The following is a 13022-nucleotide window of genomic DNA, read 5'->3' on the forward strand; positions in this document are numbered from 1 at the left end:
CTACTGGTCACCGGGCCGGCAGGGGTAGCTAGCTGGGCGGCGGCTGGTCGCGCGGCGCCGTCAACCGCGGTGACCGGTCCCGGCTGACCCAGGCCAGCAGCCCCACCACCCCGGCGGCCGCGAACGACGCGATGCACAGCCACACCACCGCTCCGGTGAAGGAACGGGTGTTGGGGTCGGTGTAGCGGGCCTGGGCGGTCATGGTGGTCACCACCCCGGGCTTGAGCTTCCACGACACCACGTCGGGCTCGACCCGGTCACCGTTGGTTGAGGTCACCACGCCGGGGAACGCGACCGTCAGCTCGACGTCGGCCTCGGGATCGGTCAGCGAGGTCAGATCCGCCCGACCCTCCAGGATCACCAGGTTGCCGTTGCGGCGCAGCGTCAGGTTCACCCCGGAGGCGTCGGAGTTCATGTTGGCCAGCTGCGGCAACTCCGCGAACGTCAGGTCGGAGAACACTGCCTGCGAGCCGACGTAGCCGTCGCTGTCGTAGTTCGACACCGCCACCTTCTGGCTGAACGGCAGGTTGTTGCTGTCCAGTTGGGGGCCGGTGTCCTTGGGGGTCTTGGGTTTCGCGGCGGCGACGATCTCGCCGGACACCAGGTCGTCGGGGGAGATGGTGAGCGAGGCCCGGACCCGCAGGCACCCGGTGGCCAGCGGCACCACCAGCAGCAGCAGCGCGAGGGCGGTCAGGCGGCGCCGTCGAGTTCGAGACGCTCGGGATCCTCGGCTGCGGGGCGGGGGAGAGCTGGCTCGCACCAGGTCATCGTGCCAGATCCGATGTGCCACCCGAATGAGGTGGCGTCTTCCGACCTGGGCCGGGTCGCGGGCCGGCTCCGGCTATAGCGGTAGCTTGCGGCCCAGGATCGCAAAAGCCCGCGGGTCGCCGGCGAAGTGGTAGCCGCGAATGACGTCGGTGAAGCCCAGGCGCCGATACAACCGCCAGGCGCGGTTGGGCTCACCATTGGTTTCCGGCGTGGAAAGCAGCACATTCTGTTCGGCGCGACCGGCGAGCAGCCGGCGGGCCAGCGCCTCGCCCAGCCCGCGGCCCTGGGCGCGGGGGTGGATGTGCAGCTCGGTCAGCTCGAAGTAGCTGTTCATCAGCCGCGAGATCTCCTGCGGCGGTGAGCCGCCGCGCTGCATGCCCAGCACCACCTGCTGTTGCCACCATTGCCCGGGCGCGCCGGGATAGCCGTAGGCCACCCCGAGCAACGGGGCGCTGGCCAGGGCCTCGGCCGAGGGCGGTTGCCCGCCTGCGTCTTCGGCCTCCTCGGTTTCGACGACGCCGGCCCCCTGCCAGCCCCGCCGCCGGATGTGTTCCAGCCACATCGCGGCGCGCTGGTTCTCGGTGCCGCGTGGGTAGCGCATCGCATCGACGTACACCGCCAGGGCGTCACCGAGGCGACGCTCCATGTCGTGGGGCAGCAGATCGATGAGAAATATCGCCAACTCGCGGTCTCCTCCTCATCGGTTCCTCATCGGTGCGCGGGGCGCTGCGGTGCGTCGGCGGCAGGTGGTCGCGGGCCGGGCCGCTATCGCCCATTATCGGACCCACGTGCGACGGCCCGACGAGTGGTCGTGACACCGGACCGACGAACGGCCGCGGTTCGGGAAGCCGGTTGTAGCGCACGGCAGTTCCGGTCTGCGGGGGTGTCCGCGGGCGGCCGGGATAGAATCGGCGCCGAACCAGTGGTATGGGGCAGATTGACCTCGTATCATTTCAATTAGTTGCCCCCGCAACGGGCATCCGCGTGCTACCGATAGTCACGTGCCTAACAGTCGGCAAGGAGGGACGAATGCCACTCTCCGATCATGAGCAGCGGATGCTCGATCAGATCGAGAGCGCTCTCTACGCCGAGGACCCCAAATTCGCGTCGAGTGTTCGCGGTGGAGGTTTTCGCGCACCGACCGCCCGCCGGCGGTTGCAGGGCGTGGCGCTGTTCGTCATCGGTCTCGCGATGCTGGTCTCCGGGGTGGCGTTCAAGGCGACGATGATCGGAAACTTCCCGATCCTCAGCGTCTTCGGGTTCATCGTCATGTTCGGCGGAGTGATCTTCGCGATCACCGGCCCCCGGCTGTCCGGCAGGCCCGACCATTCCGGCCCGGCGGCCACGTCGCTGCGTCAACGCCGCAACAAGAGCGGGGGCTCCTTCACCAGCCGCATGGAGGACCGGTTCCGCCGTCGTTTCGACGACTAACCGCATCCACGCACATTCGGGGTAGCCATCGGCTGCCCCGATTCGTTTTCCGGGGGCGGGAGCCGTCGGCCGGGCATCCGGCCTCCGCGCAACCGTCGATGCCGTTCTGCTGCTCAATCGAGGCCTAACCGCAGCGCGTCTCGGTATCGATGCCCCACCACGCCCCACTAAAGTCCCCCACAACGCCCCACCGACGGTATTTCGCCTGGTAATCGGTCCGCGATCCAGAGCGCGACAGACGTCCCGGGCGGGGCGCGACACACCCTTTGCGCGGCTTTGACGGCGTCCTGACGACGGATAACCCTGAAAACGCCGCGGCGACACCCTAAGAATGGGGCGTAGTGGGGGATTGTGGGGTATGGTGGCTGCAGTGTTTGGGTGACCCCATAGGGGAGGTGAGCTGGTGTTTCTCGGCACCTACACGCCCAAACTCGACGACAAGGGGCGGCTCACGCTGCCCGCCAAGTTCCGCGACGCACTGGCAGGGGGGTTGATGGTCACCAAGAGCCAGGACCACAGCCTCGCCGTCTACCCGCGGGCGGAATTCGAGCAACTGGCCCGCCGCGCGAGCAAGGCGTCGCGGAGCAACCCCGACGCCCGGGCGTTTCTCCGCAATCTCGCCGCCGGCACCGACGAACAGCATCCCGATGCGCAGGGCCGGATCACGTTATCGGCCGACCACCGGCGCTACGCCAACCTTTCCAAGGACTGCGTGGTGATCGGCGCGATCGACAACCTCGAGATCTGGGATGCGCAGGCATGGCAGGACTACCAGCAGACCCACGAAGAGAACTTCTCCGCGGCCAGCGATGAAGCACTCGGCGACATCATCTGAGGCGCATGCCCGTGCACCGTGGCCTCTGCCCGAACCGACCCTGGCGTACTTCCCCAACGCCAGGTTCGCGACTTCGGTCAGAGACCTCGGTGCAGGGGCCGCCCCTCTTCCCGAGCACCTGCCAAGGCCCGTCCGGGCGGCACAGACCCGACGCGGCGCGAGGACCCGCCCGTCGGGGGTGCGGGCGGCCGACGGATGCCGGCAGATTCGTGGAGGCGTTGCGGTGGCTGACAATTCGAGTCCCGACGATTACGGGCATGTCCCCGTCCTGCTGGAACGCTGCGTCGAACTGCTCACGCCCGCGCTGACCCGCCACCACCCCGACGGGTCGGGGGCGACGCTGGTCGATGCCACCCTCGGCGCGGGCGGGCATGCGGAGCGGTTCCTCACCGACCTGCCGGGCCTGCGGCTGATCGGGCTCGATCGCGATCCCAGCGCGCTGGACATCGCCCGGGCGCGGCTGGCGCGCTTCGCAGACCGCCTCACGCTGGTGCACACCCGCTACGACGACGTCGCCGCGGCGCTGGATGAATCCGGTTATGCGGCAATCGAATCCGTGGACGGGATGCTGTTCGACCTCGGGGTGTCGTCCATGCAGCTCGATCGCACCGAGCGCGGCTTCGCCTACGCCCAGGACGCGCCGCTGGACATGCGGATGGACCCCTCGTCGCCGCTGACCGCGGCCGACATCGTCAACACCTATGACGAGGCGGAGCTGGCGAGGATCTTGCACCGCTACGGCGAGGAGCGGTTCGCGCGCCGCATCGCCGCGCACATCGTGCGCCGCCGGGCCCGCGAGCCGTTCAGGTCGACCGCGGACCTGGTGGCCCTGCTCTACGAAGCGATTCCGGCCGCGGCCCGGCGCACCGGCGGACACCCGGCCAAGCGCACCTTTCAGGCGCTGCGGGTCGCGGTCAACGACGAATTGGACACGCTGCGCAACGCGCTACCGGCCGCCCTGGACGCCCTCGACGTGGGCGGGCGCATCGTGGTGATGGCCTACCAATCGCTGGAGGACCGGATCGTCAAGCGGCTCTTCGCCCAGGCGGTGGCGTCCCGCACCCCGGTGGACCTGCCGGTCGAACTCCCCGGCCACGAGCCGCGATTCCAGTCCCTGACGCACGGCGCCGATCGGGCCGACGCCACCGAGATCGAACGCAATCCACGCAGTGCCGCAGTGCGATTGCGGGCGCTGCAACGAATGCAGTCACAGCAGGCTAGCGGGAGAGGCGACGCATGAGAGCAGAGCGCGAGACGTCGAAGCGGCGCGGCGGCAGCGATCGCCGGGGCGGGCGCGACGGCGCTGCCCGGCGGACCCGCGCGGCCGAATCCGGATCGGCGCGACGCGCCCGAAGCGGCCGCACCTCGGCGCCGGCCCGTGAGGCCCGCGCGCCCAAGTCAGCACCGCAGACCAGCCCCATCGCCCGGCCGGTGGAGCGGCCGGCCCGGCCCAAAAGCACCAGCCAGGCCAAGGCACGGGCCAAGGCGCGCAAGGCCAAGGCCCCCAAGATTGTTCGGCCTCGCCTGACCGAGCGGTTGGCCGCCCGGCTGGCCTCGATCGACCTGCGGCCGCGCACCCTTGCCAGCAAGGTCCCCTTCGTCGTGCTGATCATCGGTGCGCTGGGCATCGGGCTGGGGCTCACGCTGTGGCTGTCCACCGACTCCGCGGAACGCTCGTACAAGTTGAGTCACGCCCGGGAGCGCACCCGGTTGCTGCAGCAGCAGAAGGAGGCGCTGGAGCGCGACGTGCGCGAGGCGGAGGCCGCCCCGGCGCTGGCGGAGGCGGCCCGCAAGCAAGGCATGATCCCGAGCCGGGACACCGCGCACCTGGTGCAGGATCCGTCCGGGAACTGGGTGGTGGTCGGCACGCCGAAGCCGGCCGACGGCGTTCCGCCGCCGCCGCTGAACGCCAAGCTGCCCGACGAGGCGCCCCAGCCCCCGAAGCCGCCGGCCGCTCCTCCGGAGGTCTCGATCCGGATGGAACCGGCCCCCGGCGGCCCCGTCCCGGCCCGGTCCGGGCCCGAAGCGCTGCTGCGCGCGCCCGACGGCGCGTCGACGGTGGGCGGTCAGCACCTGCCGCCGGCGGCGCCCCCGGTGCCCGGCGCGCCTGCCGCGCCCGGTGTGCCCCCCACGGGTACGCTGCCCGGCATGCCAGGCGGACCGGCGACGGGTGCATTGCCCGGCATGCCCGCTGCCCCGGTCACCGGCGCGCTGCCCGGCATGCTGCCGGCGATGCCGACGCCGGGACTGCCCATGCCGGCCGGACCGGCGACCGCTCCGGCGCCCCCCGAGGTGTCGATTCCTTTGGGCGGGTTGCCGATTCCGGCTCCCGGCCAGATGCCCGCACCGTTGCCCGCCGAGATTCCGATCCCGGTGCAGTTGGGCCGCCCGGCCGCGCCGGCTCAACCGGCGGTCCCCGCCGCCCCGGTCAACGGCCTGCCCGGGCCCGCGGCCGGCGCGGCGCCAGGTGCCCCCAGGTGAGCCGCGGTGAATCCCCGCGGGCCCGCCGGTCGCAGTCGGCGCGCCCGACGCGGGGTCCCCGTAAGGACTTGGCGGGCAAGGGCGTCCGGCAACCCAAGCGCCGCCTGAAACCGCAGCAGGCCGACACCGGCCGCGACGTTCGGGAGCCGAAGCGATTCCGGAAAGCCAAGCAGGCCAAGGGTGCCGGGGCCGCGCAACGGCCCGAGGCGGTGGCGGCGGGGCACTCGGCGCGGGAGCGCCGCACCCGTCAGATCGTGCAATTGACCAGCCGCGGCGGGTCGTTCGTCTTCCGGCACCGCGCGGGCAACGTGGTCATCCTGGTGCTGATGCTGGTGGCCGCCGCCCAGCTGTTCGTCCTGCAGGTGACCAACGCCCCGTCGCTGCGGGCCCAGGCCGCCGGCCAGCTCAAGGTCACCGATGTGGAAAAGGCGGTGCGCGGCAGCATCATCGACCGTCGCAAAGACCAGCTTGCCTTCACCATCGAGTCGCGTGCGCTGACCTTTCAGCCGAAACGGATTCGTAAGCAGCTCGAGGAGGCCAAAGCCAAGAACTCGACCGCTCCCGATCCGCAGCAGCGGTTGCGCGACATCGCCAAGGAGGTTTCCAGCCGCCTGGGCAACAAGCCGGACTCGGCGACCGTGTTGAAGAAGCTGCAGACCGACGACAACTTCGTCTATCTGGCGCGCGCCGTCGATCCCGCTGTCGCCAGCGCGATCTCGGACAAGTACCCCGAGGTCGGTTCCGAGCGCCAGGATCTGCGCCAGTATCCGGGCGGATCGCTGGCGGCCAACATCGTCGGCGGCATCGACTGGGACGGGCACGGCCTGCTGGGGCTGGAAGAGGCCATGGATTCGGTGCTGTCGGGCACCGACGGCGCGGTCACCTATGACCGCGGATCCGACGGCGTGGTCATCCCGGGCAGCTACCGCAACCGGCACCGGGCGGTCAACGGTTCGATGGTCCAGCTGACCCTCGACGACGACATCCAGTTCTACGTCCAGCAGCAGGTCCAGCAGGCCAAGAATGTCTCTGGCGCGCACAATGTTTCGGCCGTCGTGCTGGACGCCAAGACCGGCGAAGTGCTGGCCATGGCCAACGACAACACGTTCGACCCCTCGCAGGACATCGGGCGCCAAGGCGACAAACAGCTGGGCAATCTGGCCGTGTCCTCGCCGTTCGAGCCCGGCTCGGTGAACAAGGTGATCACCGCCTCGTCGGTCATCGAGTACGGCCTGTCCAATCCCGATGAGGTGCTGCAGGTCCCCGGCACCCTCCAGATGGGCGGGGTGTCCATCCACGACGCGTGGGACCACGGCGTGATGCCCTACACCACCACCGGTGTGTTCGGAAAGTCCTCCAACGTCGGCACTTTGATGCTCGCGCAGCGCGTCGGCCCGGAGCGCTTCTACGACATGGTCCGCAAATTCGGTCTGGGCCAGCGCACCAACGTGGGCCTGCCGGGTGAGAGCGCCGGGCTGGTGCCGCCGATCGACCAGTGGTCGGGCAGCACCTTCTCGAACCTGCCTATCGGCCAAGGTCTTTCGATGACGCTGCTGCAGATGACCGGCATGTACCAGGCGATCGCCAACGACGGATTGCGGATACCGCCGCGAATCATCAAGGCCACCATCGCCCCCGACGGCACCCGCACCGAGGAGCCGCGTCCGGACGGCGTGCGGGTGGTGTCGCCGCAGACGGCGCAGACCGTGCGCAACATGCTGCGCGCCGTCGTGCAAAAGGACCCGATGGGCTACCAGCAGGGCACCGGTTCCGCCGGCGCGGTGACGGGCTACCAGATGGCCGGCAAGACGGGTACCGCCCAGCAGATCAACCCGGCCTGCGGCTGCTACTTCGACAACGTCTACTGGATCACGTTCGCGGGGATGGCGACCGTCGACAATCCCCGGTACGTCATCGGCATCATGATGGACAACCCCGAGCGCAACGCCGACGGGACGCCGGGCCACTCGGCGGCCCCGCTGTTCCACAACATCGCCGGCTGGCTGATGCAGCGCGAGAACGTGCCGCTGTCGCCCGACCCCGGGCCGCCGCTGACGCTGCAGGCCACCTAGCCCTAGCGACCTCGCCAGGGCCGAGCCGGACCTTCCGTCGGCGCGCGCATCGCCTCGTGGCCGGTCGCGGCTAGGTAGGGTGTCATGGCCGATCATGAGGATCGCGCGGCGTCGGAGGGAGGTGTGAGAAGAAGTGGTGCTGCCCACTGGGTTACGCCCCAGCGCCGTCGCCGGCGTGCGGTTGCCCGCGCTCGCCGAGCAGGTGGGAGCGGTCCCGGCCGACGTCGCAGGTCAGGGCGCCGTCGTGCCCGACGTGGCGATCACCGGCGTGACGCTGCGCGCCCAGGACGTGCTGCCCGGTGACCTGTTCGCCGCGTTGCCCGGCCTGACCACGCACGGGGCCCGCTATGCCGCGGAGGCGATCGAACGCGGCGCGATCGCCGTGCTCACCGATGCCGCCGGGGTCGCGGAGATGATCGCCGCCGGCGCCCCGCCCGTGCCGACGCTGGTGCACCCCGACCCCCGCAGCGTGCTCGGCGGCCTGGCCGCCACGGTGTACGGGAACCCGTCGCAGCGGCTGGCCGTCATCGGCATCACCGGCACCTCCGGCAAGACCACCACCACCTACCTGGTCGAATCCGGCCTGCGAGCCGCCGGGCGCAGGTGCGGGCTGATCGGCACCATCGGCATTCGCATCGACGGCGCCGACATCCCCAGCGCGCTGACCACCCCGGAGGCGCCCGCGCTGCAGGCGATGCTGGCGGCCATGGCCGAGCAGGGTGTCGACACCGTGGTCATGGAGGTCTCCAGCCACGCGCTGGCGCTGGGCCGGGTGGACGGAACCGGTTTCGCGGTAGGCGGTTTCACCAACCTGTCCCGCGATCACCTTGACTTTCACCCGACCATGGAAGACTACTTCAACACCAAAGCCCTGTTGTTCGAGCCGAATTCGCCGCTGCGGGCGCGCCGCGCGGTGGTGTGCGTCGACGACGAGGCCGGGCGGGCCATGGCGGATCGAGCCGGCGACGCCGTCACCGTCAGCGCCGAGGGCCGGCCGGCGAATTGGCGCGCCGTCGATGTGGCCCCGATGGGCGCCGGGGGACAACAGTTCTCCGTCATCGACCCCGCCGGCGCGCGGCACCAGGTCGGGGTCCCGCTGCCCGGCCACTACAACATCGCCAATTGCCTTGTGGCGCTGGCCCTTCTGGATGCGGTCGGAGTGACGCCGGAGCAGGCGGCGCCGGGGCTGCGGCAGACCCGCGTGCCGGGGCGCATGGAACAGATCGACGCCGGCCAGGAGTTTTTGGCGCTGGTCGACTACGCCCACAAGCCAGGCGCTCTGCGCGCGGTGCTGAGCACGCTGGCGCGTCCGGGTCGCCGGGTGGCGGTGGTGTTCGGCGCCGGCGGCGAGCGCGACCCGGGCAAGCGGGCGCCGATGGGCGCGACGGCCGCCGAGCTGGCCGATCTGGTGGTCGTCACCGACGACAATCCGCGCGGCGAAGACCCGTCGGCGATTCGCCGGGAGATCCTGGCCGGGGTGACCGAAAGTGGCTGCGCGACAGAAGTTGTCGAGATCGCCGACCGGCGCGAGGCGATCCGGCACGCGGTCGGCTGGGCCAGGCCCGGCGACGTGGTGCTGATCGCCGGCAAGGGCCACGAAACCGGGCAGCGCGCCGGTGACGTGGTCCGCCCCTTCGACGACCGCGTCGAGTTGGCGCGGGCGTTGGAGGATCGCGCATGATCGACCTGACCGTCGCCCAGATCGCCGACATCGTCGGGGGCACCCTGTCCGACATCTCGCCCGAGGACGCCGCGCACCGCCACGTCACCGGGACGGTGGAGTTCGACTCGCGTGCCGTCGGGCCGGGCGGGCTGTTCCTGGCGCTGCCCGGCGCACGCTCGGACGGGCACGACCATGCGGCCTCGGCGGTGGCGGCCGGCGCGGTCGCGGTGCTGGCCGCGCGGCCGGTCGGGGTCCCCGCCATCGTCGTCGCACCCGCGGGGGTTTCGGGATCGCGGGCCGGGGTGCTCGAGCACGACCCGGACGGCTCGGGTGCCGCGGTGCTGGCCGCGCTGGCCAGGCTGGCCAAGGCGGTGGCCGCCGAACTGGTGGCGGGCGGGCTGACGATCGTCGGCATCACCGGGTCGTCGGGAAAGACCTCGACCAAGGACCTGGTGGCCGCCGTGCTGGCGCCGCTGGGTCAGGTGGTGGCCCCGCCCGGGTCCTTCAACAACGAGCTGGGCCACCCCTGGACGGTGCTGCGCGCGACGTCCGACACCGACTATTTGGTTCTGGAGATGTCGGCCCGCCACCCCGGCAACATCGCCGCGCTGGCCGACATCGCCACGCCCTCCATCGGCGTGGTGCTCAACGTCGGCACCGCTCACCTCGGCGAGTTCGGCTCGCGCGAGGCCATTGCCCAAACGAAATCCGAACTGCCACAGTCTGTTCCAGCTTCCGGCGTGGTGATCCTGAACGCCGACGATCCGGCCGTGGCGGCCATGGCCGACGTGACCGCGGCCCGGGTGGTCCGGGTCAGCCGCGACGAGCACACCAACGCGGGCCCCAGCGACCTGTGGGCCGGGCCGGTGTCGCTCGACGAGCTGGCCAGGCCGCGGTTCACGCTGCACCGGCGCGACGCCGCCGGGGTGGCGCAGGTGCCGGTGCAGCTCGGCGTCTACGGCGATCACCAGGTCGGCAACGCGCTGAGCGCGGCCGCGGTCGCCCTGGAATGCGGCGCCGACCTCGAACAGGTGGCGGCCGCCCTGGCCGGGGCGGGCCCGGTGTCGCGGCACCGGATGCACGTCACCACCCGCGCCGACGGCGTTACCGTGATCGACGATGCCTACAACGCCAACCCCGATTCCATGCGGGCCGGGTTGCAGGCGCTGGCGTGGATCGCCCACGGCGGGGGCGAGGGCGGCCCCGCCGAAAAGCGCAGGAGCTGGGCGGTGCTCGGCGAGATGGCCGAGCTCGGCGAGGACGCCATCCTCGAGCACGATCGCGTCGGCCGGCTGGCCGTGCGCTTAGATGTGTCTCGACTCGTTGTCGTGGGAAGTGGGAGGTCGATGAGCGCCATGCACCACGGAGCGGTCATGGAGGGTTCCTGGGGCGCCGCCGATAAGGGGGCCGTCAACGTCGCCGACAGCGACGCCGCCCTGGAGTTGCTGCGAGCCGAGCTGCAACCCGGCGACGTGGTGCTGGTGAAGGCGTCGAACTCGGCCGGGCTGGGCGCGCTGGCGGACGCGCTGGCCCGTGACGATCGCGAGGGCGGCGAAGCCGGGCGAAGCGGGTCGTCACCATCGAGCCGTGACGATCGCGAGGGCGGCGAAGCCGGGCGAAGCGGGTCGTCACCAGCAGAAGGCTCGGACGACCGCGGGACGCGCGCATGAGGCAGATCCTGATCGCGGTGGCCGTCGCGCTGACTGTCTCGATCCTGTTGACCCCGGCCCTGATCCGGTTGTTCACCCGGCAGGGTTTCGGCCACCACACCCGCGAGGACGGCCCGCCCACCCACCACGCCAAACGGGGCACGCCGTCGATGGGCGGCGTGGCGATCCTGGCCGGCATCTGGGCGGGCTATTTGGGCACCCACCTGGCCGGGATGGCCTTCGACGGTGAAGGCATCACCGTGTCGGGCCTGCTGGTGCTCGGGCTGGCCACCGTGCTCGGCGTCGTCGGATTCCTCGACGACCTGATCAAGATCCGCCGGTCGCGCAACCTCGGCCTGAACAAGACTGCCAAGACGATCGGGCAGGTCGCCGCCGCGGTGCTGTTCGGCGTGCTGGCGCTGCGGTTCCGCAATAACAACGGCCTGACCCCGGCCAGCGCCGACCTGTCCTACGTGCGCGAGATCGCCACCGTCACCCTGGCGCCGGGGCTGTTTGTGTTGTTCTGCGTGATCGTCGTCAGCGCGTGGTCCAACGCGGTGAACTTCACCGACGGCCTGGACGGGCTGGCCGCCGGTTGCATGGCGATGGTCACCGCCGCCTACGTGCTGATCACCTTCTGGCAGTACCGCAACGCCTGCGTCACTGCGCCGGGGCTGGGTTGCTACAACGTGCGCGATCCGCTGGACCTGGCGCTGGTCGCGGCCGCCACCGCGGGCGCCTGCATCGGCTTTCTGTGGTGGAACGCCGCGCCCGCCAAGATCTTCATGGGCGACACCGGATCGCTGGCGTTGGGCGGCATCATCGCGGGTATCTCGGTGACCAGCCGCACCGAGATCCTCGCCGTCGTGCTGGGTTCGCTGTTCGTCGCCGAGGTCAGCTCGGTCGTGTTGCAGATCCTGACCTTTCGGACCACCGGGCGCCGGGTGTTCCGGATGGCACCCTTTCATCACCATTTCGAACTGGCCGGCTGGGCCGAAACCACGGTCATCATCCGCTTCTGGCTGCTCACCGCGATCGCCTGCGGCCTGGGCGTGGCCCTGTTCTACGGTGAGTGGCTGGGCGCGATCGGTGCCTGATGAGCGGCTCTGATCCAGTGCAAGACCCCCTGGCGCCGGGCGCGCCGGTGCTGGTCGCCGGCGGCCGGGTCACGGGCAGGGCCGCGCTGGCGGTGCTGACCCGGTTCGGCGCGGTGCCCACGGTGTGCGACGACGACCCGGCCACGCTGCGCGGCTACGCCGACGCCGGCGTGGCGACCGCGTCCACCGCGACGGCCACCGAGCAGATCTCCCGCTTCGCGCTGGTGGTCACCAGTCCCGGCTTCTCGCCGACGACGCCGCTGCTGGTGGCCGCCGCGGCCGCCGGGGTGCCGATCTGGGGCGACGTGGAGCTGGCCTGGCGGCTCGACGCCGCGGGCCGGTACGGGCCGCCGCGGCGCTGGCTGGTGGTCACCGGGACCAACGGCAAAACGACCACGACGTCGATGCTGCACGCCATGCTGACCGCCGGCGGGCGGCGCAGCCTGCTGTGCGGCAACATCGGCGACCCGGTGCTCGACGTCCTGGAGCAACCCGCCGAGGTGCTGGCCGTCGAGCTGTCCAGCTTCCAATTGCATTGGGCGCCTTCGCTGAAGCCCGAGGCCGGCGCGGTGCTCAACATCGCCGAGGACCACCTCGACTGGCACGGCAGCATGGCCGCCTACGCCGCGGCGAAGGCGCGAGTGCTCGACGGCCGGGTGGCGGTGGTGGGCCTGGACGACCGCCGGGCGGCGGCGCTGCTGGACACCGCCGCGGCGCCGGTGCGCGTCGGCTTCCGGCTGGGTGAACCGGCCGCGGGGGAGCTGGGCGTGCGCGACGGCCAGTTGGTGGACCGCGCGTTCGCCGACGACCTGGCGCTGCTGCCGGTCGACTCCATCCCGGTGCCGGGGCCGGTCGGGGTGCTCGACGCGCTGGCCGCCGCGGCGCTGGCGCGCAGCGTCGACGTGCCGGCCGAGGCGATCGCGGCCGCGATCGCCGCGTTCCGGGTGGGCCGGCACCGGGCCGAGGTCGTGGCCGTCGCCGACGGAATCACCTACGTCGACGACTCCAAGGCCACCAACCCGCACG

General features: G+C 71.2%; 11 protein-coding genes. 9 read left to right on the top strand and 2 right to left on the bottom strand.

Annotation, left to right across the window (positions count from 1 at the left end; translation table 11 throughout):
• Positions 1-28: 28 nt before the first annotated feature.
• On the bottom strand, positions 29-760 hold the full coding sequence (locus A5659_RS14045; protein ID WP_082972542.1) for a DUF3153 domain-containing protein: 732 nt from the start codon (positions 758-760) through the stop codon (positions 29-31).
• A gap of 81 nt (positions 761-841) precedes the next feature.
• Entirely contained in the window at positions 842-1450 is a 609-nt protein-coding gene (locus A5659_RS14050; protein ID WP_066875993.1) for an N-acetyltransferase, read from the bottom strand.
• A 347-nt stretch (positions 1451-1797) separates the two neighbouring features.
• Here A5659_RS14050 and A5659_RS14055 point away from each other — a divergent pair, with 347 nt between their 5' ends.
• From A5659_RS14055 to murD, 9 genes are all read left to right on the top strand, one after another.
• Positions 1798-2199 (top strand): DUF3040 domain-containing protein, encoded by a 402-nt coding sequence (locus A5659_RS14055; RefSeq protein ID WP_066873395.1) that lies wholly within the window; start codon positions 1798-1800, stop codon positions 2197-2199.
• 403 nt (positions 2200-2602) lie between these two features.
• The gene (gene mraZ, locus A5659_RS14060) at positions 2603-3034 is read left to right on the top strand and encodes a division/cell wall cluster transcriptional repressor MraZ (protein WP_066873398.1); all 432 of its coding nucleotides are present in this window, start codon (positions 2603-2605) and stop codon (positions 3032-3034) included.
• Entirely contained in the window at positions 3009-4274 is a 1266-nt protein-coding gene (gene rsmH, locus A5659_RS14065; RefSeq protein WP_156749197.1) for a 16S rRNA (cytosine(1402)-N(4))-methyltransferase RsmH, read from the top strand. The genes mraZ and rsmH overlap by 26 nt, the downstream gene beginning before the upstream one ends.
• Entirely contained in the window at positions 4271-5515 is a 1245-nt protein-coding gene (locus A5659_RS14070) for a hypothetical protein (RefSeq protein ID WP_067181892.1), read from the top strand. Before rsmH ends, A5659_RS14070 begins: the two co-directional genes overlap by 4 nt.
• A gap of 104 nt (positions 5516-5619) precedes the next feature.
• Positions 5620-7587 (top strand): peptidoglycan D,D-transpeptidase FtsI family protein, encoded by a 1968-nt coding sequence (locus A5659_RS14075; protein WP_369806904.1) that lies wholly within the window; start codon positions 5620-5622, stop codon positions 7585-7587.
• Positions 7588-7720: 133 nt separating this feature from the next.
• On the top strand, positions 7721-9268 hold the full coding sequence (locus A5659_RS14080) for a UDP-N-acetylmuramoyl-L-alanyl-D-glutamate--2,6-diaminopimelate ligase (protein WP_066873409.1): 1548 nt from the start codon (positions 7721-7723) through the stop codon (positions 9266-9268).
• Positions 9265-10920: a UDP-N-acetylmuramoyl-tripeptide--D-alanyl-D-alanine ligase gene (gene murF, locus A5659_RS14085; protein WP_231997831.1), complete on the top strand. Its 1656-nt coding sequence runs from the start codon at positions 9265-9267 to the stop codon at positions 10918-10920. The genes A5659_RS14080 and murF overlap by 4 nt, the downstream gene beginning before the upstream one ends.
• Positions 10917-11996: a phospho-N-acetylmuramoyl-pentapeptide-transferase gene (gene mraY / locus A5659_RS14090; RefSeq protein ID WP_067181895.1), complete on the top strand. Its 1080-nt coding sequence runs from the start codon at positions 10917-10919 to the stop codon at positions 11994-11996. The genes murF and mraY overlap by 4 nt, the downstream gene beginning before the upstream one ends.
• A gap of 17 nt (positions 11997-12013) precedes the next feature.
• The coding region (murD, locus tag A5659_RS14095; RefSeq protein ID WP_156749199.1) for a UDP-N-acetylmuramoyl-L-alanine--D-glutamate ligase at positions 12014-13022 on the top strand (1009 nt) is incomplete at its 3' end.

The organism is Mycobacterium sp. 1165196.3, assembly GCF_001673415.1.
GTDB lineage: Bacteria > Actinomycetota > Actinomycetes > Mycobacteriales > Mycobacteriaceae > Mycobacterium > Mycobacterium europaeum_A.